The following is a 22,731-nucleotide window of genomic DNA, read 5'->3' on the forward strand; positions in this document are numbered from 1 at the left end:
CGCCCCGCGTGCGGGAAGAGGTCGGAATTCAAGCGCAGCTTGAATTCCGGGTGAGGGGGACTCTCCAAGAACTCATCTCTCACGGTATTTGCGGTTGGAGCCCCTCTCCCCGTAAGAACGGGGAGAGGAAGAAGCAATTCCCGAGCCCGCGACGTCTCAGGTTTCACGATACCAGTCTTGCAGATTGTCGGTCTGGTTGGCCCAGCCGGACAGCGCGGGCCGCAGCGTGTTGGAGCAGGCTTCGACCGCGAGGCGATGCATCACGGGGATCATCACCGTGTCCTGCCACATCAAATCGTTGCCCTTGATATAGAGGTCTGCCCGCTTGAGCGGATCGGTCTCGATCTCCGCCGCGTCGATCGCGGCGTCGAAATCCTTGTTGACCCAGCGCGGGAAGTTCGGACCCTGCCACTTGTTCTCCTTGGTGGCGACGTTGCGCGAATGATAGCGGCGCATGTGCAGGGCGGGATCGGGTTGGGTCATCGGGATCTGGAACATCTCGATGTCCGCATAGAAGTGGGAATAGGTGTCGGGGTTGGCGACGTCGGAGGAGAAGAACACCGAGGCGACCACCGATTTGAGCTCGACGTCGATGCCGGCTTTCTGGCAGGCCTGCTTGACGATCGCCTGGGTCTTCTGGCGCGGGCCGTTGATCGAGGTCTGGTAAAGGAACTTCAGCTTCTTGCCGTCTTTCTCGCGGATGCCGTCCGAGCCGACTTTCCAGCCGGCCTCCTCGAGCAGCGCGCTCGCCTTCTCGACCGAGAACTCCCATTTGGTGTTCTTGGAGACGAACTCCTCGGGGCCGTTGAGATAGTTGGCGGTGGCGCGGCCGGCGCGGCCGTAGATCACCTTCTTGATGGATTCGCGGTCGACCAGCAGCGCCAGCGCCTTGCGCACACGCGGGTCGGACAGGATCGGATGTTTGGTCTTGATCGACGAGCGCTCGCCGTCGACCTCGGTGTTCGGGTCGGTGAAGTTGACCGCGATGAACTCGATGTCGCCGCCGACCGCGAACAGCGACTTGCCCTTGCCGCCCTTTTCCAGGCGCAGCAGCACCTCGTCCTCGACCTGGATATTCCAGGCGAAGTCATATTCGCCGGTCTGGATCACCGCACGGGCCGCCGAGACGGCGTCGCCGCCGCCCTTCATCTCGATCGTGTCGAAAGATGGCCTATTGGCCATGTGATAGTCGGGATTGATCTCGCCACGGATCAGATCGCCCGGTTTGAATTCGACGAATTTGTAGGGGCCGGTGCCGACCGGCTTCAGATTGTTCGGCGCTTCGCGGGATTTGCCGCCCTTGTACTCCGCGAACAGATGCTTCGGAATGATGCAGCCATAAGCGCCGACAAAGGCGTTGGCCCAGAACGGTGTCGGCTTCTTGAAATTGATGCGGACCGTGAGGTCGTCGACCTTTTCGACGGTGAGGCCGCTATAGGTCTCAATCGATACGGCCGCGGTCGCGGGATCGCTGGCATATTCCCAGTTGAACACGAGATCGTCGGCGGTCACCGGCTTGCCGTCATGCCATTTGACGCCGGGTTTGAGTTTCCAGACCACCGATTTGGCGTCGGCGGCGAGCCCGCCGTTCTGGATCGAGGGGATCTCGGCGGCGAGGATCGGGTTGAGATGGCCGTCGACGTCCCAGCTGGCCAACGGCTCGTAGAAGATGCGCGAGCCGTCCTGGTCCTTGGTGCCGGTGGCGAAATGCGGATTGAGCAGGGTCGGGCCCTGCCACCACAACAGCTTCAGCGGACCGCCGCCGCCGCGCTTGGTCGGCTTGTAGGGGTTGGGGCTCTGCGCCATCGCGACGCCGCCGATCGCCAGAATCTGGTTGGCCATCGGCGCGGTGAGGCCGACGGCAATCATTCGCTTGACGAAGGCGCGGCGGTCCATCCGTCCGTCCTTCACCTCGTCGATCATCCCGCGCAGATTGTTGTCGAACATTGTCCCCTCGGTCCGGCTCACGTGTGATTGCGGCGGGCCTTGGAACCGGCCGCCGTGCTGGCGGCAGATGGCACACCGAATGACCGCGCAGGTCAACGTCTCCAACGCCACAGGGTCTAGGTCTTTTGGCTATCGCTTGTGCAGAACCGCGCCGGACCGCACATCGGTTCGGCATTTCGGCGCCAAAGCGCGGCTGCGCGCGCCTCGCAGTGCGGAAAATTTGTTCGTTATCCTTTGTTCCGAGATGCTTTCTTGCCACACGGACGCGCTTCCGCGCGAAGTGAATGCCGGTTCGCGTCAAGAAACCGCGCCAAGACAAGAATCCCGAGCCCCGCTCCGATCAAAATCGGAGCGGGAAAGGCGCTCGCCGGACCTCGCATCGAAGCGTTGGTCCGGCCTGTTAGATGCGGCGCTCAGGCGACCGACATGTCCAACGGCGGTGCAACATTCACCGGCAGCGGACTGACATAGGGCGTTCGGGTGGTCCGCTTCTTGAGGTCGGCCTTGGCGGCCGCGATCAGCTCCGGCTCCATCAGCGCCTTGACGCCGAGACCGGCCATCGCCTTGGCGGCCTGCACCATCGCCTTGTGCGCGGCCGGCGTCTTGCCCTGCGCCACAACCTGCCAGGTGTGGAACGGCGTGCCGATTGCAACCGTCGGTGCATGGACCTGCACCGTCGGCACCACCCAGCTGACGTCGCCGACGTCGGTCGAGCCGATCAGCGGATTACGCTTGGCGTCGATCGGCACCAGGAAATCGGCCAGCGGCCGGTCGGTCGGATCCATGCCGATCGCGTAGTAGACCGAGGCGATGTCCTTGTCGGTCAGGGTCGCGCGGATCTTGCCGGCGAAATCCTTGTCGGCATCGTCGAAATGCGGCGGGCCGAGATCTTCCATGATCCGGTGCAGGGTCTGCTCCAGCGGGGTGTTGGGCAGGATGTTGGAGACCGCGGAGATGATCTTCATCTCCATTTTGGTCTCGGTCATCAGGGCTGCGCCCTGTGCGATCTTGTTCACGCGCTCGACCAGTTCGTTCATGCCGGGCAGGTCGCGGGCGCGGATCGAATAGCGCACGCGGGCATGGGCCTGCACCACATTGGGCGCGATGCCGCCGGTGTCGAGCAGCGCGTAATGCACCCGGGCATCGCTCGGCATATGCTCGCGCATGTAATTGACGCCGACATTCATCAATTCCACCGCATCGAGCGCGCTGCGGCCGAGGTGCGGCGAGGCCGCCGCATGCGAGGTCCGGCCGGTGAAGATGAAATCGGCACGGGTGTTGGCGAGCGATGGCGTCACCGCCACTTCCCAGAAACTGTGCGGATGCCAGGTGATGGCGATGTCGGCGTCCTCGAACGCGCCACAGCGCACCATGAAGGCCTTTGCCGCGCCGCCTTCCTCGGCCGGACAGCCGTAATAGCGCACCCGGCCCGGCACCTTGTTGGCGGCGAGCCAGTCCTTTACCGCGGTCGCCGCGAGCAGCGCGGAGGAGCCGAGCAGATTGTGGCCGCAGCCATGGCCGTGGCCGCCGCTCTCGACCGGACGAGGTTCGGCGATTCCGGCCTCCTGGCTGAGGCCGGGCAGGGCATCATATTCGCCGAGGAAAGCGATCACCGGGCCGCCCTCGCCCCATTCGCCCATCACCGCGGTCGGAATGTCGGCGAGGTTCTCGGTGATGCGGAAACCCTGGTGGCGCAGCTCGGCCAGATGTTCGGCGGATGAGCGCGCCTCGGTGTAGCAGACCTCGGGCATCGCCCAGACCCGGTCGCTCAATTCGATGAAACGCGGCTTGATCGTGTCGACGCCGCGCCAAACATCATTACGGTTGTCCATTTGCTTCGGTTCCTTAGCTCGCAAGGCAATCTGAAGCGCAAAAGGCTAGCAGCTTGGCGCGGCGCCGCCTAGCGTGCGCCGGCAGAGCAGCTTTTCCGCAGCGTCACGTCTTGGTGTGTGAGAAACGTCTCTGCCGCGCCAAAACTGCTCTCGTTGGATGCACGCTATGCGCAAAGAAACGCCGCTCCGCCACGACCTCGCGCGCAATTGCCTCCCTTGAGCGATTGGCCTGCCTCCCTCTATGATGTAGCTCGCGAGGACGTGGTCCGACCATGCATGATGCAATTCCGTCTCTGTTGCCGAGGAATTCGGGCCACCAGTTCGTGATCTATGCCGACGCCTGCTCGGGCGTAGCAGGCGCGCTGCATGAGCGCACCTTCGCGTCGGTGAACAGCGTGGTTCGCCGGCTGCACCCTGCGCCCGAATTCATTCTCTTCCCCGGCGACGAGATCATCGGCCTCACCGCCGATGCCGAGGCGTTGCGCGCGCAATGGCGGCATTGGCTCGACACCGAAATGGGCTGGCTCGACCGGCGTGCAGTGCCGCTGTGGCACACGACCGGCAACCACACGACTTACGACGAGATGAGCGAGGCGGTGTTTCGCGAGGTGCTGAAGCTGCCGCGCAATGGTCCGCCGGGGCAGGAGGGTTTGTCCTACTGGGTCCGCCGCGACGATCTGTTGATGGTGTTCGTGCACACGCTGTGGAGCGGACTGGGCGGCGAGGGCCATGTCGAGACCGACTGGCTGCAAGCAGTCCTCGAACAGCACAAGGACGCCAGACACAAAATGGTGCTGGGTCATCATCCCGTTTACCCGATCAACGGCTTCAGCGGCAGCTATCAGCGCGAGATCGGCCATGAATACAGCGCGCACTTCTGGGATATCCTGGTCCGCGCCGGCGTGACCGCCTATCTGTGCAGCCACATCCTCGCGTTCGATGTTCAGGTCCACCGCGGTGTGCTGCAGATCTGCACGGCGGGCGCGGGCACCGCGCACCGGATGCCCGAAGGCGTCGAGTATCTGCATTGCGTTCAGGCGGCGCTCGATCAGGACGGCCTTCGCTATCAGGTGCTCGACACCGAGGGCGTCGTGCGCGAGCGGCTCGCGTGGCCGCTGCCATCGCTCGACCACGCCGTGTGGTCGCCATTGCCGCACGGGACCAGCCCCGCGCTATTGTCCGGGATGCCGGCACCCGCGACGGTGGTCGCCTTGAAGCTGTCGGGCCGCACCGCCGCGGCAAGCCCCGCGCCGCAGACGCTGCTTTGCACGCCGGTGCCGGACATGATCGCGCCGCTCTGGCTCGGCCTGCGCGGGCCGAACCAGACGCTCACCCTGATCCTCGGGCGCGAGCCCGGCCGTAGTCCGCACTACTGGGTCGGTCCCCATCTCGGCGATGAGCGGGATTTCGACCTCGACATCGCCTTCTATCCGGACATGGGACCGGGCGGCGTGCTGTGGCGACACCGCGGTGACATCAGCTGGACGTCGTTCGCGGCGATATCGGCGACGGGGCTCGAGCGGTTCTCGTGGCCCGCGCTCTGGAGCATCGGGCGCGGACCGCGTGGACCGGACGACAGGCGATATGCCGGACCACGGCTCGACGTCGCCGCGACCGTGATCGCTTTGTCTGAGCCAAGGTAGGCGGCGCCCGCCCCGCTGAGAAGCAGGGCTGGGACGCGGGTGGCCTAGTCAGACTTCTTCGGCTTGTCGCGTTCCGCGCTTTTCAATTCGCGATCGATCAGCGTGCAGACCCGCCGCTGCGCCAGCAGGCCGAGCCGCGCGCGCGTGGTGCCCTGCCTGATCTTGCCGTTGATTTCGAATGACCAGCTCCAGAGGTCGGGTTCGATGTTGGTGAGCGTGTATTGAATGTCCCGATGACGATCGATCAGCTTCTTCATGCCGTTTCTTTTTGTTGGCTGAAGATTGCATAACCAGATCGAGGAGACGTCTGTATCCGGACGACTACCTACACAATTGGTCTAAGCGCCCGCGTCACGGAATTTTCGCAAAGAGCGGCGGGACGAAGAGCAAAGCTCGGGCAAGTCATGTCGCGAGAATGTCGCTGCATGATAGCCGTGTCACACACTCGGTGTCGTCCCTGCGAAAGCAGGGACCCATAACCACGAATGGCTATTGTGGACGAATGTCGGAACGACGAGTCCCTCTCGACAACGACGGCCGCGGAGTATGGGTCCCTGCTTTCGCAGGGACGACGGAGGGATAGGTCCCGATCCACCAGCATCAGCGCCGTGTCTCTACCCTCACAAATTGATCACCCCGCGCCGCGCCGCATGCGCGACCGCGTCGGTGCGGCCGGTGGCGTCGAGCTTGTCGAGCAGGGAGCCGACGTGAAACTTGGCGGTGTGGACGGAAATCCCGAGCCGCTGCGCGATCATCTTGTTGGATGCGCCTTCGGCCAGCAGCGCCAGCACGTCGAGTTCGCGCGGCGTCAACTCGAAGTCGCCGCCGCCTGCGGCCTCGCGGTTGCGTGCGACGATCGTCGCCGTCGCCTGTTCGCCCGGCGCGGCAAGCCGCAGGCCGGCGACGCTGCCGAGCAATGTCGCCAGCCGGTCGGCGAGGGCGGGGTCGTCGACCTCGAGTGCGATGACGATGTCGGAAGTGGGCTCACTGCTCACGTCTCGGGCCTTTCGCCGACCGTCACCTTGAAGTTCAACGGCTCGCCGCCGCGATGCACGGTGAGCTCGACGACGGTGCCGACGCTCTGCGGCCCGAGGCCGCGCGACAGCGCCCGCACGCCGGACAGCTTCTCGCCGTTGACGGCAATGATCACGTCGCCCTGGCGGATGCCGGCGGCAGCTGACGGACCGGCCCTATCGACATTCATCACCATCGCACCGAGGCCGTCGTCGAGGCGGACCGGCTGCAGCCCGACGCCGAGATATCCGCGCGCGATGCGGCCGCTCTTCTCGAGCTGGGCTGCGACCCGCTCGATGGTCGAGGCAGGGATCGTCAGCACGCGGCGCGGGCCGAGCACCGCCATGCCGAACGGCACGCCCGCGGCATTCAGCGCCAATCCGCCCTGCTGGCTGTGCCGCAGCCGGACGTCGAGCTCGATCCTTGCATCGATCTCGCCGCCGCGCAGGCTGCGCCAGGCAGCGCCCGACCTCGAGACCATGCCGAGCCGCGCGATCGGCGCGCCGCGGTCGGCCGCGACGATCACCGCGAGCGATCCGAGCGAGGGGATTTCGGTCGACAGCTTGATCGGCGCGACATCGCCATCGACGCGCAGCAGCGCGATGTCGGTGGTGTGGTCGCGTCCGGCGACGGTCGCCTGTCGGCGGCTGCCGTCGGCAAACTGGATCTCGATCTCGCCCTCGTCGGCGAGCGCTTCGTCGGCGGTGACGATCAGGCCGGTCTTCCAGACGAAGCCGGAGGCGCGCGCGCGATGCGAATGCACGGAGACGATCGCGGGCGCAGCGCGCGCGATGGTGTCGGAAAGGGCTGATGACAGCGAGGCGAGGCTGGTCGGTTCGGTCATGGGAAACTCCGTTGGCTTCCCCCAATCTGGGATGTTGCGGCTAAAGGCGAAACTGGCCGGATGGGCAGGACGTGGCCCCGCCGATCGGAACCGCCGCTCAGCTCAGCCGATGCAGCGTCGCCTTCGGGCTCTCGCCGAACTTGGCGCGGTAGGCGCTCGCCATCCGGCTCAGATGGGTAAAGCCGAGGTCGAATGCAATATCGACGATGCGTTCGCCCGGCCGCGCCGTCTTGAGACGGGCGTTGAGATGGGCGAGGCGGATGTCGAGCAGCATCTCGGACACGGTGGTGCCGAAGTGACGGCGGAAGCCGAGTTGCAGCGCGCGGACGCCGGTGCCTGCGATCTCCGCAAGCTCGGCGAGATCCAGCGGCTCGGTCGCGCGGGTCTCGAGATAGGCCCGCACGCGCTTCAGCGCCGCGGGCTGGGCCTCAGCACGGCCGTTGAAGACGTCGATCGCCGAACTCAGGCTGTGCCGCTGCCCGTTAAGCAAGACGTTGAGGAACGACTCGCGCCAATTGGCCGCCGCCACCGCTGATAAGGATTTGTGCGGCCCGAGCTGCTCGGCGGTCGTCACGAGTTGCTCGATCCTGGCCGAGAGCGCCTGCCCGAGTGGTCCGCTCAGTGCGACGGCCGGATCGAACTCGACCGGTCGGACCGCCACGCCGCCAAGCGCTGCGGCGCGATGCTCGACCAGCTTGCGGTCGAGCAGCAGGATGAGCTGGGCGCAGTCGTCGCGCCAGGTCATTTCGGTCGGAATCGTCGGCGACAGCAGCGAGGCACAGTGTCGTGGTCCGGTGGTGAGCTCGCGCGCGGCGATCCGCACCGCCGCCGAGCCCGACAGCGGCATCTGCAACAGGAAGAAGCGGTCGAGGCAGCCGGGGTTGATCGCGACCGATCCGCCATAGGCGACATAGTTGACGGAGAACCCGTCGAACCCTGCACAATTATGGTGCGCGGAGAAATCGCGCTCTGAATGATCGACCGGCGTCAGATCGTGCGGACAGAAGATGCGGCCGATCGCTTCAGCCGCGTCGTCGACACGCGCCGTCGCGACGCGCGCGAAATCCTTGAGCCTTACCGAACTTGCCCTTGCCGAAACCTCGTTGCCAACAGCTGTCACGCCGGCCGTCCGGAGTTGTTTGAGGTCTAAAACATCGTGCAGCCTAGTGCATCCGCCGGCAAAGGGGAACGCCGTTTCGTCGCGCAATCTGCCCGATCGGCGCGCAGGTGGATGCGGCGGCATTGGCCACACGCCGTAGGCCTCGACGCTCCCGCATTGCAGCATGATCGCGCCGGCTGCGGATTCGTTTATCGGCTAGACAGCCTCACCGGCTGACGACAGGCTCCGTGTCGGCAATACGCATCCAAAACTGGAGAGGCTGACATGGGCACGCTCGAAAAAGGCATTACCCGAACCGGCACCGGCTACGGCGGCAAGACCTGGAATATCCTGGGCCAGGTCTACTATCCGAAGGCGGTCACCGACTCGACCTTCGCGTTCGAGACCAACAGCGATCCCGGCCAGTTCGTGCCGGTGCACGTCCACCCGACCCAGGACGAATTCATCCTGGTGCAGGAGGGCGTGCTCGACCTCAAGCTCGACGGCGTCTGGGTGCAGGCCAAGGCCGGGGATCTCGTGCGCATGCCGCGCGGCATTCCGCACGGCTATTTCAACAAGTCCGACAAGCCGGCGCGGGCGCTGTTCTGGGTGTCGCCGATGCAGAAGCTCGAGGCGCTGTTCGACAAGCTGCACAATCTGCAGGACCCGGTCGAGGTGGTGCGCATTTCCGCCGAGCACGAGGTGGACTTCCTGCCGCCGGAAGCCAACGAGTAGGCCGGCGAGCATACAGACAGCGCACCCGAGACAGCGATCGCCGGAGTTGGCTCGGGCGATGACGGGAACGCGTGCGCTTAGGGAAATGGCCTGTTCATTCATCGCGGAGACGTTTCATGGTCAAGCAGAAGCATGTGTGCGTCATCGGCGCCGGCATTTCCGGGCTCGCCGCCGGCAAGGCCTTTGCCTGTCGCGGTCACAAGGTGACCATCATCGAGCGCAGCGGCGATCTCGGCGGGGTCTGGGAGCCGGCGCGCTCCTATCCCGACGTCCAGACCCAGAGCCCGAAGGAGCTCTATCGCTACACCGACAAGGCGATGCCGGAGTCCTATCCGGAATGGCCGAAGGGTCCGCAGGTCCATGCCTATTTGCGCGACTATGCCCGCAGCCACGGGCTCGACGGTGCGATGCGCTTCGACACCAGGGTCGAGGGCATGACGCGCCGCGCCGACGGCAGGCCGGGCTGGACGCTCGAACTGCGCTCGACCGACGGCGCCACTGGGCATGAGGACTTCGACTTCGTCGCCGTCTGCACCGGGCAATTCAACGAACCGCAGACGCTGCCGCTGGCCGGCGAGGACGGCTTCAAGGCGCAGGGCGGCCAGATCCTGCACTCGTCGCAATACAGCGATCCTGATCTTGCCAAGGGCCGCAAGGTGGTCGTGCTCGGCGGTTCAAAATCGGCGACCGACATTTCGGTGAATGCGGTCAATTCCGGCGCCAGCGAGGTCACCATCGTGTTTCGCGAGCCGGTCTGGCGGATTCCCTATTTCGTCGGCGGTCTCGTCAACTTCAAGCGCATCCTCTACATCCGCGCGCAAGAGCAGATGTTCGCGAGCTGGGGCATCGGGCCGATGGCACGCCTCGCCCATGTCGTGGCAAAGCCGTTCGTCTGGGCGAACTGGCGCGGGCTCGAGAGCATGCTGAAGATGCAGCTCAAGCTGAAGCAATGCGGCATGGTGCCGAAGGAGCGGATCGAGGACGGCGTCAACTGCTCGGTGCCGATCGCGACCCCCGGCTTCTACCCGATGGTTGCCGACGGCCGTATCAAGGCGGTGCAGGGCACCTTCGACCATTATGACGGCAAGACCATCGTGATGAGCGGCGGTCAGCGCGTCGCGGCCGACGTCGCGGTGCTCGCGATCGGCTACAAGCTCGGTGTGCCGTTCCTCCCTAAGGCGTATCAGAACAAGCTGGTCGAGCCCGACGGGCAGTACCGGCTCTATCGGCTGATCGCCAACCCTGACCTGCCCGACATGGGCTTTGTCGGGTTCAATTCGAGCTTCTGCACCGTGCTGTGTGCGGATCTCGCCGCGAACTGGCTGGTGCGTTATGCCGATGGGCAGCTCGCGCGGCAGCCGAGCGCGGCGGAGATGCACGACAACATCGCGATGATGCTGAACTTCAAGCGCGTCGAGCGTCCGGCGGCGGGGGTCTATGGCGGGCTGTGCGTCGCGCCGTATCACTTCAAGCATTTCGACGAGCTGTTGGCGGACATCGGCACCAAGGCGTCGCGCCGCAACCCGCTCGTCGAAAAGTTCACGCCGCCGGACGCGGACGCCTATGCACGCTTCCTGGCGACCGCGCCCACGTATGAGGCCGTGGCCTAATCACGGCCGGCATCGACGAAGGCTTGCGCCAGGCGCTCGGGATTGGAGAAGCAGAGCTCGTGGCTGCCCGGCACCTGGACCAGGCGGAACAGCCCGAGCTTCTCCGACAGCCGCGGATGCCAGGGCAGGCTGTGCGGCATCGCGGTGTCCTCGGTGCAGTTGACGTAGGACTTTGCGATCGGCATCTCGGCCGGATTGGTCCGCAGGGCGATCTTGTCCTGGAAGGTCTTCAGCGGGTGCGGGTTGAGCTTGTCATAGGCTCGCTGCGCCGTCTCGAGGTCGGCGTCGTTGATGAACGCCTCGCGCCAGATCGGGAACGGCAGCACCACCGAGCCGTCGCCGCGCTCGGCATAGATGGCATCGAACAGGCCGACATAGTGCGGCGGCACCATGTCGTTGAGGCTCTCGCCATTGTTCGGCACGAACGCATTCCAGTACACCAGCCGGCGGATGCGGTTGGCGGCGGCGTCGGCAACACCCGTGATGACCATGCCGCCGTAGCTGTGGCCGACCAGCACGATGTCATTCAGATTGTGCTCGGCGAGATAATCCACGATCGACTGGATGGCCTCGGCAAGACCAGTATCCTTGCCGTCGCCGGGCCGGTTGCCCTTGATGGTCGGGGTGTGGACGACGTGGCCGGCCTTGCGGATGGCAGCCGCAACCGGTTCGAACTCGGCGCCGGTATGCCAGGCGCCATGGACGAGAACATAGGTCGACATGTTGTACCTCCCTGTGTGGTTTGGTCAGATCGACTGCGCGGTTCGGGCGTCCGCGGATACGCGCCGACGTCATGTGGTTCCTGATGGATATTGACCCGGGGCTAAGGAACGCGCTTGGCTGTAACCGAACCGGACTGGGCTCGGAGTGAACTGATGCAGCAAATCGCCGCCGCGGATCGCTCGCGCAGGCTGAGCTGGAATACCGCGGACACCAGGCCGGGCGAGCAGTTCGCCTATTATCGGGAGGCGATCTGCCAGGCCTTCATGAACCTGACGCCGGAGCCGCCGACGACGCCGGGCTTCCTGGCCCGGGTCGAGACCGTTGGGCTCGGCGACGGCGCGGTCAACCGGGTCAGTTTCCCGGAACACGTCGTGCGGCGCTCGGTCGCCGATATCGCCGCGTCAAGCCGGCGCTGCTACTACCTCAATCTCAAGCTCGCCGGCCGCTGCCGCATCCAGCAGGCGGGGCGTGAGATCAGCCTGTCGCCCGGACAGGTCGGAATTTTCGACAGCGGGCAGCGCTTCTCGCTGCTGCACGACCGCGGCCCCACGCTGCAGGTCGCATCGTTCTGGGTGCCGGCGGAAGCCCTTGACGAACGGCTGCCGTCGGCGCCCGAGGTCGCGCCGGCACGGGTGTCCGATGATCCGTTCGTCGGCCATCTCATCGCTGAGACTGCGCAGGTCCTGAATACGTCGGCGCTTCGCGCCTCGGACGCAGACAACGCCCGGCTGTTCGGCGTGCTGCTCGATCTGGTCGCGCTCAGCCTGTCGCGGACCGGTCGCGCGGGTGTTGCCGAGAGCGCGGGTCTTGCAGATGCAACCTGGCTCGCGCTGCGCCGTGCCGTGGACCGCAGGCTGCGCGAGCCAGGGCTGGGCGTGGCCGCCATCGCCGCCGGAATCGGCATCAGCGAGCGTTACGTCCACAAACTGTTCGAGCGCGCCGGCACCACATTCGCCAGCTATGTGATGGACCATCGCCTCGATGGCGCCGCGCGCGACCTCAGGGATACCGCGATCGCCGGGCGCGCCATCGGCGACATCGCCTTCGACTGGGGTTTTTCCGACCTGTCGCATTTCACCCGGCGCTTCAGGCATCGCTTCGGCTGCACGCCGCGCGACTGGCGCCGCGGCTGACCAGCGCTTTTGGAACTCATCATGCCACAGCCGTTCACCTATCAAGTCAGCCCGATGCGGGTCGTGTTCGGGACCGGCACGGTCGCACAGCTGGCGAACGAGCTCGACCGCCTCGGCGTCAGCCGCGCGCTGGTGCTCGCAAGCCGGCGGCAGCAGGCCGAGCTCGGCGATCTCCGAGGGTTGACCGGCGGCCGCATGGCTGGCGCCTTCGACGGCGCTGTTGTGCACACCCCGGTCGCGGTCACCGAACGTGCGATGCAGACGGTCGGCGAGTTGAAGCCCGACGGCATGGTTGCGATCGGCGCGGGTGCCGCGACCGGTCTCAGCAAGGCGATTGCGCTGCGCACCGACCTGCCGCAACTGATCGTGCCGACCAGTTATGCCGGCTCCGAGATGACGCCGGTGCTCGGCGAGACCGTCGACGGCGTCAAGACCACGCAATCCTCGCCCAAGATATTGCCCGAGGCCGTGATCTACGACGTCAACCTGACGATCTCGATGCCGGCAAAGTTCTCGGCGATATCAGGCCTCAACGCGGTCGCGCATGCGGCCGAGGCGCTCTATGCGCGGGACGGCAATCCGATCACCTCGCTGATGGCGGAAGAGGCGATTGCGAAACTCGCGTCCTCGCTGCCGGAGGTGATCGCGCGGCCGCGCGATCTCGACGCGCGGTCCGACGCGTTGTATGGCGCGTGGCTATGCGCGGTCTGTCTCGGCACCGTCGGTATGGCGCTGCATCACAAGCTCTGCCACACCGTCGGCGCGCTGTTCGACCTGCCGCATGCTGAAACCCATGCGGTGCTGCTGCCGCACACCATCGCCTATAACACGCCGGCGGCCCGCGAGGCGATCGGTCGCGCCGCGCGGGCGCTCCGGGTTGTTGATGCGGCCGATGGCCTGTTCGATTTGTCGGAAAGGCTCGGCGCGCCGCGTTCGCTCGCCGAGATCGGCATGCCTGAAGACGGCATCGCAAAGGCGGCTGCACTCGCCACCAAAAATCCTTACTGGAATCCGCGGCCGATCGAGGAGCGCGCGATCGGCGACCTGTTGCGGCGCGCGTGGTCGGGCGCGCGGCCGCAGGCCGGATAGATCACACGCCGATGGCGTTGCGCGCGATCACGTCGCGATAGAATGCCGCGCTCAGTTTCGGCACGCGCGCCTGGGTCTCGAAATCCACGCGATAGAGGCCGAAGCGTTTCGCATAGCCGAAGATCCATTCGAAATTGTCCATCAGGCTCCACAGGAAATAGCCGTGGACCGGGACGCCGTCGGCGGTCGCGCGCTGCAATTGAGCGAGGTAGTTGCGCAGGAACATGATGCGGTCGAGGTCGTAAATCTGCCCATCCTGATGCACCTTGTCCTCGCCGGAGGTGCCGTTCTCGCTGATGTAGATGCTTTTGATGTTCCAGAGCTTGGCGGCAATCCGCGGCGCCCAGTAGATCGTCTCCGGCGCGATGCGCAGCCAATCCGAATTCATATGCGGGAAGGAGCCCGGCATCGGCAGCGGCTTCCAGCCGGGGGCAGTATCGGTGGCGAGGACATAGCAGTGCGGCGCGTAGATGTTGAGCCCGACGAAATCGTTGGGCTGCGCGATGATCTTCAGCTCTTCGGCGGTGAATTTGGGCGCGTCCGCGCCGGCATATTGCAGGAAGCCTTCGGTGTACTTGCCTTCGAGCACAACGCCGAGAAAGCCTGCATTCAGCTCGCGCGTCGCGATCTCGGTGGCGCGGATGTTCTCCGGCGTGTTGATCGCGGGCACGCAGGCGGTGATGTTCTCGGCGGGACCGACCCGCGTGCCAGGGCGGCCCTTGGCACGGATCGCCTGCACCGCGAGGCCATGCGCCAGCGCGACATGGTGGCGCGCCTGGTTCACCTCGGCCGGCGGCAGCGTCAGGCCCGGCGCGTCGACGCCGAGCGCATAGCCGAAGGGGAGGAAACGCCCGACCTCGTTGAGGGTGAAGATGTTCTTGACCCGGTCGGTCAACCGCTGCGCCACGTAGCCGGCGTAATCGCCAAATGCCTTCGACGTGTCGCGCGAGCGCCAGCCGCCGACGCGGTCCTGCAACGCCTGCGGCAGGTCCCAGTGATAGAGCGTGGCATAGGGCTCGATGCCGTTGGCGAGCAGCTCGTCGACCAGGCGGTTGTAGAAGTCGAGGCCCTTCGGATTCGGCGTGCCGGTGCCATCGGGAAACACCCGCGACCAGGCAATCGAGAATCGATAGGCCCTGGCGCCGAGATCCTTGATGAGGCGGATATCGTCCTTGTAGCGGTGGTAGTGCTCGTTGGCGCGGTCGCCGGTCGAGCCGTCCTCGATCTTGCCCGATGTGTGGGTGAATGTGTCCCAGATCGACGGGCCGCGGCCGTCCTCATTGACCGCACCCTCGACCTGGTAGGACGAGGTCGCGGTGCCCCAGACGAAGCCGGCGGGAAAGTTTGTGCCATTCGGCCGCGGAGCGTGGTTCGCGGCCTCCGCAGGGCCGGTCAAACCGAGCGCCGAGAGGCCCGCAAGGCCCGCAAACTGCCGGCGCGAGAACTTTCCGAACATAATTGTCTCCCGTGGCCGGACGTTGCGGCTGGAATGCCGGCCACAAGTTAGCCTTCCGCCCGGCCGTAGAGCAACAAGGGCCGGTAGGCGGATGCGAGTGCGCGTCGATCGATGCGGACCGTTGCGATGTCGGATGTCGCGGAGTTGTCAGTTTTGTAGCGACATGTTCTCTACTAGATTGCCTGCTACGTCCTTCCGGAATGCCCTCCGAAAATCTCAGCGATCCCTGTGAGCCGCGCGATGAACAAGCCTGCAACCCATGTCAGAATCGCGCTGCGTCGTCTTGCCACGGCGATCGGCTTGCTGCTGGCGACGGCCGCGGGCGCGCAGGCCGAGCAGACATTTTCGTTCGACAGCACCTCCGGAAAACTGCCGAAGACGGTCATCCCGTTGAGCTACGCGATCGAGCTGACGCCCGATCTCACCAGCCTCGCTCTGCCCGGCGTCGAGACCATCGACATCGAGGTGCGCGAGGCGACCGCGCAGCTGACGCTGAATGCGATCAACACGGTGTTCGCCGAGGCTACCATCGATGACGGCGCGCAACGCGCGGAGGTCGTGACCGACGCCGCCGCGCAGACCGCGACGCTGACCTTCGCCAAGCCGGTTGCGGGGGGCCGGCACAAGCTCCGCATCGCGTTCACGGCGCAGATCAACAAATTCGGCACCGGGCTGTTTGTGGTCGACTATCCGACCCCGACCGGGATCAAGCGGCTGATCTCCAGCAAGCTGGAGCCGGCCGATGCAAGGCGGATCTTTCCATGCTGGGACGAACCGTCGTTCAAGGCGAGCTTCGCATTGACCGTCGTGATCCCGCGCAATCTGCTCGCGGTCGGCAACATGCCCATCGCGAGCGAGGCGCCGGCCGCCGGCGATCTCAAGAAGGTCACGTTCGCGCCGACGCCGAAAATGTCGAGCTACCTGTTCGTGCTCACCGTCGGCGAACTTGAGCGGATCACGGCGGATGCCGGCGGCGTCACGGTCGGCGTGGTGACGACGGAGGGCAAGAGCGGGCAGGGCCGGTTTGCGCTCGACAGCGCCGTGAAACTGCTCGCCTATTACAACGACTATTTCGGCGTGAAATATCCGCTGCCGAAGCTCGATTTGATCGCTGTCCCCGGTGGGTTCGGCGGCGCGATGGAGAATTGGGGCGGTATCACATTCTTCGAGAGCCGGCTGCTGTTCGATCCCGCGACCAATGCGGAGACCGCGCGGCGCGGCATCTTCGCCATCATCGCGCACGAGATGGCGCATATGTGGTTCGGCGATCTCGTCACCATGGCGTGGTGGGACAATCTCTGGCTCAACGAGGGCTTTGCCAGCTGGATGGCGACCAAGGCCTCGGAGCAGTTCTACCCGCAGTGGCAGAGCTGGCTGAACGGCACCAGCGCCAAGCAGTTTGCCATGGCGCTCGATGCGCGCCGCACCTCGCATCCGGTGCAGCAGCCGATCGCCGATCACAGCGAAGCGGTCACGGCGTTCGATGCCATCACCTACAACAAGGGCCAGGCGCTGATCCGGATGCTCGAGAATTATCTTGGCGAGCAGGCGTTCCGCGACGGCATCCGAAAATACATGGCCGCGCATGCCTACAGCAACTCCACCACGGCCGATCTCTGGCAGGCGCTCGAGGCTTCCGGCGGCAAGGCGATCACCGGCATCGCCGCCTCCTTCACCGAGCAGGATGGCGTGCCGCTGGTGGTGGCCGAGACGGCCTGCGATGGCACGGCGCAGCGCTTGATGTTGCGGCAGGACCGCTTCGTGGTCGCGCCGGCCAACGATCCGCCGCTGCCGGCCCACGACTGGCAGATCCCGGTTGCGGCTGGACCTGCGCAGGGCAAGCCGTTTGACGAGATCCTGCTGAAGGGCAGTACCGATATCCCGGCCGGCGCTTGCGGCGACGCGATCAAGGTCAATCTCGGCGACGTCGGCTACTACAGGGTCGAGTACGGTCCGAAGAACCGTGCTGCGCTGCTGAACGCCTTCCCGCAAATGCAGGTCGTTGACCGGCTCAATGTCGTCACCGATAGCTGGGCGCTGGTGCAGGCCGGCCGCGCCGAGGCGCCGTCCTATCTCGCGCTGCTCGACGCGCTCGATACCGGCGACCATCGCGCGGTGTGGGGTCAGGTGATCTCGACATTTGCTGCGCTCAACCGCCTGTCGCGCGACCGCAGCGAGCGGGGTGTGATCCAGGCCTATGCCCGCGCCAAGCTGCGCCCGGTGTTCGATCGGATCGGATGGGATGGCACCTCGGGCGACGACGACACCTCGCTGCTCGGCGCGAGCCTGATCTCGACGCTTGGCGACCTCGGTGATGCGGCCATCGTCGCCGAGGCGAAGCGGCGCTTTGCGGCGTTCCTCGATGATCCCAAATCGCTGCCGACCACGCTGCGCGATGCGGTCACCCATGTCGCCGGCATCACGGCCGACCGGGCAACCTATGACAAACTGTTGGCGCTCGCCCGCAACAGCACGGCGACCAATGAGCGGCTGCGCTATTATTTCGCCGCAGCCAGCGCTCGCGATACGGAACTGGCGCGCGCGACGCTGGCCTTGACGCTGACCAGCGAATTGCCCGACACGATCGTCACCGGGATGATCAATGCGGTTGCGTCCGCGGGCGAGCATCCGCAGCTCGCCTGGGACTTCGTCCAGGCCAATTTCGATACGCTGCTCGCCCGGCAGGGGCCGAGCTTCCGCGACCAGTTCGTGCCGAACGTCATGACTAATTTTACCGATCAGGCCCACGCGGCAGAGCTCGCCGCGTTTGCGCCGTCACAATCCACCCGCGGCGGGCGGGTGATGGTGGCGCGCTCCTTGCAAGCGATCGCGATCTCGGCCGATCTCGCCGCGCGTGTGCTCCCCGCCGCCGACGGCTGGATCAGGGCGCACAAGCCGTGAGATCGCGAGGGAGTTTCCGGCGGCGCGCGATGCGGCTATGCTCCGTGCGCGGCATGCAATCAACGATGCGAGGCTGAGATGGTCAAAGGTTCCGATTTGCTGGTCGCGGCCCTCGAGAATGAGGGCGTGGAACGGGTGTTCGGCGTTCCCGGCGAGGAGAATCTCGACGTCGTCGAGAGCCTGCGCAAATCCTCGATCAAGCTGATCGTGACCCGCCACGAGCAGGCCGCGGCGTTCATGGCGGCGACCTATGGCCGCCTGACCGGAAAGCCCGGTGTCTGCATGACGACGCTCGGCCCGGGCGCGCTCAACCTCACCACCGGCGCGGCCTATGCGCTGCTCGGCGCCATGCCGATGGTGATGCTGACGGGCCAGAAGGGCATCTTGAGCAGCCGGCAGGCCAAGTTCCAGATCGTCGACATCGTCAACACGTTCCGTCCGCTGACCAAGCTGTCGCTGCAGATCGTCAGCGGCGCGACCATTCCGACGCTGGTCCGCGACGCCTTCCGGATCGCGACGCAGGAACGGCCGGGGCCGGTGCTGCTCGAACTGCCGGAGGATATCGCGCGCGAGGAGATCGCGCCGGTCGAGATCGTGCCGCCGCATCCGATCGAAATTCCGATCGCGCATGCGGCCGCGCTCGACCGCGCTGCCGACATGATTTTGAAGGCGCAGCGCCCGCTGATCATGCTCGGCGCGGCGGCATCGCGTCCGCGCTCGACCGCCGGGATCGGCGACTTCGTACGGCGCACCAAGATCCCGTTCTTCACCACCCAGATGGGCAAGGGCACGGTATCCGGCGGTACCAACCAGTACATGGGAACCGCCGCGCTGAGCGAGCGCGACTATGTGCATGAGGCGATCGACCGCGCCGACCTGATCATCGCGATCGGTCACGATACGATCGAGAAGCCGCCCTTCATCATGGGCCCGAAGGGGCCGCAGGTGATCCATGTCAGCTACACGGCGGCGAATGTCGAGCAGGTCTACTTCCCGCAATGCGAGGTGATCGGCGATGTCGGGCCGAGCCTCGAACTGCTGGCCGACCGGGTCGCGGGAAAGCTGCCGTCTGCCAGCGCGCTGCTCAGCCTGCGCGAAGGCATCCTGGCGAGGATCACCGATCGCGCCACCGAGGGCCGTTGGCCGCCGACGCCGCAGCGCATCGTGCACGATGTGCGCCAGGTCATTCCCGAGGACGGCATCGTCGCGCTCGACAACGGCATGTACAAGATCTGGTTCGCACGCAACTACCGCACGCTGCTCGCCAACTCGCTGCTGCTCGACAACGCGCTCGCCACCATGGGCGCCGGCCTGCCGTCGGCGATGATGGCGGCGATGCTCTATCCGAAGAACCGCGTGCTCGCGGTCTGCGGCGACGGCGGCTTCATGATGAACTCGCAGGAGATGGAGACCGCGGTCCGCCTCAAGCTTAATCTGGTGATCCTGATCCTGGAGGATTCTGCGTACGGCATGATCCGCTGGAAGCAGGCGGTCGACAATTTCCCGGATTTCGGCCTCACTTTCGGCAATCCGGATTTCGTCAAATACGCCGAAAGTTACGGCGCCAAGGGTTCGCGGATCGAGAGCACGGAGGCGATCGTCCCGACCCTGGAGCGGGCGTTCGCCGGCGGCGGCGTGCATCTCGTGGTGGTGCCGATCGACTATAGCGAGAACAAGCGGGTGCTGGTCGACGAGCTGCGCGAGAAGGTAAGGCAGATCGACGTCGAATAGCGGATTGCCTGCCAGCAGACAATTGGGCCGAGGATTCGCGACTGCGACCTTCGCAGACAACGCAAGAATGTAAGGGTTTTCTGCAAAAACGTTTGCGGGTTCGAATAACCTTGGTCGTCTATCAATAGGGAGTGCGATAGGGCGGAGGTCTTCAATTTTGGCTGGGTCAGGGAGTGGCTCGTGTATCGGTCAGGTGCCTCGATCGAAGGCGCAGTTCACCGCAGTGCTGCTGCTTGAAAAAGCGGCGAGTCTCTCGTTTGGGCAACCGGCGGCGGAGCTGAAGCGCATCGCGCCGCGAGCTCGAATATGCGTCGCGTGGCTCGATCCGGGCTCTATCCTTCAGCGCGCCTATTCGACCGCGGAATGTCTTCTGGGTTCCGGCAAGCGTCTCGGGGACGGCGAGGCGATCGGTGTTGAAGGTCAGGCGAGATTCAAGGTCTCTCACGCGGATGCGGGCGATCTTGTCTCGTTTCCGATTGCGCGCCTCAGCCTGCAGGTCGGGGAGAGTTGGTCATGACCTATCTGTTCGACCCCACATACTGGAACGGCACGATCTTTCATCTCGATGAGACGAAGGAGAGGATGTCCAAGGGCTGGATGGAGTTTGAGGGTAAGAATCAACCCATCCCAGCGTCCTTTTTTCCAAAATCGCTGACTTTTGACGCAGCCAGCGCCGCGCTGCCTGATACGTTTCACACAACCAGAGACATCATCGTGTTCTCCAAGCGGGCGCGCGTAGTCTTTGAGGAATGGGCGCCTGATCAGGTTGAGTTCATTCCTGTGATCTGCCAGGCGTCGCCTGCGATCGCCGCCACACTGAAATTCGACAGCGCGTATTACTTCATCAACGTGCTGGGGCGCGCTCAGCGGCTGCAATGGCTGGAGATTCCGACCCGAACGCTTCCACCGCAAGAAGACGGGACGGAGGTCGTAACGTTGCTCCCTGGTCTTCGCAACTGGCGATTGCGCGAACGCGCAGCCAGCGAACCACTTATCTGGCGCGACACGGCATGGATCGTCGGGAACAAACGCTACAGCGCGCACAGCAACGTCTTTATCGCGGACGCGCTGTGGCGAGAGCTTGATGCGAATTTTCCCGACCAGCTCAATGCGCAGCGGGTCGGTGAGTGAACGATCGACTTTGAAACTCAGGGGGCGGACGTGGCGGACATCCAAGTAAGTCATAACTCCCGAAGCAGATCTGGACGGAATCCGGTGCCAGGCTTTGATCGCGCGACGACCGGCATCGACGCCAGACGAGATTCAAGGTCTCTTACGCTGATGCGGGCGATTTGCCTCGTTTCCGGTCGCCCGCCTCAGCTTGCAGGCCGGGTAGGGAGAGCCGGTCATGGTCTACAAGTTTGACCCGACATACTTCAACGGCACAATCTTTTCCCTCGATGAAGATACGTGGAAAATGGAAAAGGGTTGGAGCGAATATGAACGCAACAACCAACCCATTCCAGCGCCCTATTTCCCAAAATCGCTGACCTTTGACGGCGCCAAGGCTCCGCTGCCCGACATGTTCCACACGACGAGAGATATCATCGTGTTCTCCGAGCGGGTGCGGGTGATCATCGAAGAGTGGGCGCCCGGTCAGGTCGAGTTCATTCCTGTGGCGGTCCACGCACCACCCAAGATCGCCGCTCGGCTGAATTTCGCCGCCGCTTACTATTTCATAAATGTCCTCGGTCGTGCCCAGCGGCTGCGATGGCTCGAAATGCCGACAGACAAGTTTCGACCGCGAGACGACGGGGCCGAGATTTTTGGACTGCCGCAAGACTTCAGCAAATGGGAGCTGCGTGAGCGCGTCCCAGGAGAACCGCTGATCTGGCGCGACACGCCGTGGCGGAATGAGAACAAGGAATACAGAGGCTACAACGTAGTCCTCATCGAGGGTGTTCTCTGGCGAGAGCTGGACGCAAATTTTCCCGATCAGCTGAACGCGCTGCGGGCGGGTGAGTGAAGGAGCGGCTTTGAAACTCAGAGGCGGCGGACGTGGCAGACACCCAAGTAAGTCATGACAAGCCACTCTAACCCTCGCAGCAGCCGAGATCCTGGGATGATCTATGGTTTGCGGCATGCGCGACCGGCGCCGCAGGAGAATTCAATGACAGAGGAATCGAAGAAGGGCCCGCAGAATCAGGGCATCCCGGCCACCAGCGATCGGAAATATTTCACCTTCGCTACGGACTTTACCCAGAGAAGCGCGCCGTTCGCGGAATGGGTCAACGAAGAGCAGCAGATGGAGGATTTTCGTCCGGCTCCGCGCAAGCCGTTTCGGGGCATTGGTCGTTTCTCGCAGCCACCGCAAATCAGGTTTGACCGGAAGGGACGGCGTGGCGCCGTTCTGGACGCTTACCCGGTGACGCTCGGATTCTGGATGGTGTCGGATCGCCTCAAGGCGCTGTTCGAGCGGCTCGATCCTGATCCGCAGGCATTTGTGTTCCAGCTGGTGGAGGTTGATTACAGCAATTTCCCCGAACCAGGGCCCGGCTGCTGGTTCTGCTACTTCATGCGGGAGCTGGACTGCGTCGACGAAGAACGGTCCGAGCTTACCTACTACGACAACATTCCGGCAATCAAAGCCTATAGAGCTTTGGTGGATGTCAAAATGCGCCCGGACGTGATCGGCTCCGCCCATGCATTTCGGTTGAAGTTCGCCGACATGCAATCGATCGTCGATGATTTGATCGTGGACGTAGTGACGACCGAGAAAATCCGCGGGTTCGCTTTCACGCCTATCCAAAAGTAAGGGCGTTTCGGCGCGCCAACATGACGGCGACGCTGATGAGCCGGGCATAAGACAAGGGATCGGACACATAGGGCGACCTTTGACTGGCGGCGAAGATCTCGCCCGGATTCGCCGGTTGCCGCTACTGCGCGACGGGCAAGGAACGAAATGCCCTCGGCTTGATTGGAAGTGAGCCATCATGGTACCACGCAACGGCATCATTTCCTGTGCTGATGGCCG

General features: G+C 64.5%; 19 protein-coding genes. 11 read left to right on the top strand and 8 right to left on the bottom strand.

All coding sequences use genetic code 11. From position 1 onward, the window contains the following. Positions 1–156 precede the first annotated feature (156 nt). Both ACOIX3_RS07800 and ACOIX3_RS07805 read right to left on the bottom strand, forming a co-directional pair. Positions 157–1,947 (bottom strand): peptide ABC transporter substrate-binding protein, encoded by a 1,791-nt coding sequence (locus tag ACOIX3_RS07800; RefSeq protein ID WP_420969165.1) that lies wholly within the window; start codon positions 1,945–1,947, stop codon positions 157–159. 413 nt (positions 1,948–2,360) lie between these two features. Continuing rightward, complete coding sequence (locus ACOIX3_RS07805) at positions 2,361–3,779, bottom strand: M20 family metallopeptidase (RefSeq protein ID WP_420969166.1); 1,419 nt, start codon at positions 3,777–3,779, stop codon at positions 2,361–2,363. A 272-nt stretch (positions 3,780–4,051) separates the two neighbouring features. Here ACOIX3_RS07805 and ACOIX3_RS07810 point away from each other — a divergent pair, with 272 nt between their 5' ends. Beyond that, entirely contained in the window at positions 4,052–5,422 is a 1,371-nt protein-coding gene (locus ACOIX3_RS07810) for a metallophosphoesterase family protein (RefSeq protein ID WP_420969167.1), read from the top strand. A gap of 44 nt (positions 5,423–5,466) precedes the next feature. Here the strand turns inward: ACOIX3_RS07810 and ACOIX3_RS07815 are convergent, their stop codons facing one another. From ACOIX3_RS07815 to ACOIX3_RS07830, 4 genes are all read right to left on the bottom strand, one after another. After that, positions 5,467–5,679 (bottom strand): hypothetical protein, encoded by a 213-nt coding sequence (locus tag ACOIX3_RS07815; protein WP_420969168.1) that lies wholly within the window; start codon positions 5,677–5,679, stop codon positions 5,467–5,469. 363 nt (positions 5,680–6,042) lie between these two features. Next, positions 6,043–6,417, bottom strand: a complete 375-nt coding sequence (locus tag ACOIX3_RS07820; RefSeq protein WP_420969169.1) for a response regulator transcription factor — start codon at positions 6,415–6,417, stop codon at positions 6,043–6,045. Continuing rightward, positions 6,414–7,280, bottom strand: a complete 867-nt coding sequence (locus tag ACOIX3_RS07825; protein ID WP_420969170.1) for a S1C family serine protease — start codon at positions 7,278–7,280, stop codon at positions 6,414–6,416. Before ACOIX3_RS07825 ends, ACOIX3_RS07820 begins: the two co-directional genes overlap by 4 nt. A 97-nt stretch (positions 7,281–7,377) precedes the next feature. Next, entirely contained in the window at positions 7,378–8,400 is a 1,023-nt protein-coding gene (locus tag ACOIX3_RS07830; protein WP_420969171.1) for an AraC family transcriptional regulator, read from the bottom strand. Positions 8,401–8,664: 264 nt separating this feature from the next. Between ACOIX3_RS07830 and ACOIX3_RS07835 the strand changes: the two genes are divergently transcribed. Together ACOIX3_RS07835 and ACOIX3_RS07840 are read left to right on the top strand one after the other, a co-directional pair. Next, positions 8,665–9,114, top strand: coding sequence for a cupin domain-containing protein (locus ACOIX3_RS07835; protein WP_298366857.1), 450 nt, complete (start codon positions 8,665–8,667; stop codon positions 9,112–9,114). A 116-nt stretch (positions 9,115–9,230) separates the two neighbouring features. Continuing rightward, the gene (locus tag ACOIX3_RS07840; RefSeq protein WP_420969172.1) at positions 9,231–10,724 is read left to right on the top strand and encodes a flavin-containing monooxygenase; all 1,494 of its coding nucleotides are present in this window, start codon (positions 9,231–9,233) and stop codon (positions 10,722–10,724) included. Here ACOIX3_RS07840 and ACOIX3_RS07845 read toward each other — a convergent pair. Next, the gene (locus ACOIX3_RS07845; RefSeq protein WP_420969173.1) at positions 10,721–11,446 is read right to left on the bottom strand and encodes an alpha/beta hydrolase; all 726 of its coding nucleotides are present in this window, start codon (positions 11,444–11,446) and stop codon (positions 10,721–10,723) included. The genes ACOIX3_RS07840 and ACOIX3_RS07845 overlap by 4 nt on opposite strands. A 153-nt stretch (positions 11,447–11,599) precedes the next feature. On the opposite strand from ACOIX3_RS07845, the gene ACOIX3_RS07850 reads away from it, so the two are divergent. Together ACOIX3_RS07850 and ACOIX3_RS07855 are read left to right on the top strand one after the other, a co-directional pair. Next, positions 11,600–12,580: a helix-turn-helix domain-containing protein gene (locus ACOIX3_RS07850; protein WP_420969175.1), complete on the top strand. Its 981-nt coding sequence runs from the start codon at positions 11,600–11,602 to the stop codon at positions 12,578–12,580. 21 nt (positions 12,581–12,601) lie between these two features. Next, positions 12,602–13,669, top strand: coding sequence for a maleylacetate reductase (locus tag ACOIX3_RS07855; RefSeq protein ID WP_420969177.1), 1,068 nt, complete (start codon positions 12,602–12,604; stop codon positions 13,667–13,669). 1 nt (position 13,670) lies between these two features. Here the strand turns inward: ACOIX3_RS07855 and ACOIX3_RS07860 are convergent, their stop codons facing one another. Beyond that, on the bottom strand, positions 13,671–15,125 hold the full coding sequence (locus ACOIX3_RS07860; protein ID WP_420969179.1) for a GH1 family beta-glucosidase: 1,455 nt from the start codon (positions 15,123–15,125) through the stop codon (positions 13,671–13,673). A 240-nt stretch (positions 15,126–15,365) separates the two neighbouring features. On the opposite strand from ACOIX3_RS07860, the gene ACOIX3_RS07865 reads away from it, so the two are divergent. The 6 genes from ACOIX3_RS07865 to ACOIX3_RS07890 all read left to right on the top strand — a co-directional run bounded on the left by ACOIX3_RS07865 (position 15,366) and on the right by ACOIX3_RS07890 (position 22,512). Then, positions 15,366–18,026 carry a M1 family metallopeptidase gene (locus ACOIX3_RS07865; RefSeq protein WP_420969181.1) on the top strand — a complete coding sequence of 887 codons (2,661 nt, stop codon included), beginning with the start codon at positions 15,366–15,368 and terminating at the stop codon, positions 18,024–18,026. A 78-nt stretch (positions 18,027–18,104) separates the two neighbouring features. Then, positions 18,105–19,757 carry an acetolactate synthase large subunit gene (locus ACOIX3_RS07870; RefSeq protein ID WP_420969183.1) on the top strand — a complete coding sequence of 551 codons (1,653 nt, stop codon included), beginning with the start codon at positions 18,105–18,107 and terminating at the stop codon, positions 19,755–19,757. A 223-nt stretch (positions 19,758–19,980) separates the two neighbouring features. Next, on the top strand, positions 19,981–20,274 hold the full coding sequence (locus ACOIX3_RS07875; RefSeq protein ID WP_420969185.1) for a hypothetical protein: 294 nt from the start codon (positions 19,981–19,983) through the stop codon (positions 20,272–20,274). Beyond that, positions 20,271–20,888: a hypothetical protein gene (locus ACOIX3_RS07880; protein ID WP_420969187.1), complete on the top strand. Its 618-nt coding sequence runs from the start codon at positions 20,271–20,273 to the stop codon at positions 20,886–20,888. The genes ACOIX3_RS07875 and ACOIX3_RS07880 overlap by 4 nt, the downstream gene beginning before the upstream one ends. A gap of 217 nt (positions 20,889–21,105) precedes the next feature. Further along, on the top strand, positions 21,106–21,723 hold the full coding sequence (locus tag ACOIX3_RS07885) for a hypothetical protein (RefSeq protein WP_420969188.1): 618 nt from the start codon (positions 21,106–21,108) through the stop codon (positions 21,721–21,723). A gap of 144 nt (positions 21,724–21,867) precedes the next feature. Then, positions 21,868–22,512 (top strand): imm11 family protein, encoded by a 645-nt coding sequence (locus ACOIX3_RS07890; RefSeq protein WP_420969190.1) that lies wholly within the window; start codon positions 21,868–21,870, stop codon positions 22,510–22,512. The last annotated feature ends 219 nt before the right edge of the window (positions 22,513–22,731 follow it).

Origin of the sequence: Bradyrhizobium sp. B120 (genome assembly GCF_049075665.1) — a bacterium.
Classification (GTDB): Bacteria; Pseudomonadota; Alphaproteobacteria; order Rhizobiales; family Xanthobacteraceae; genus Bradyrhizobium.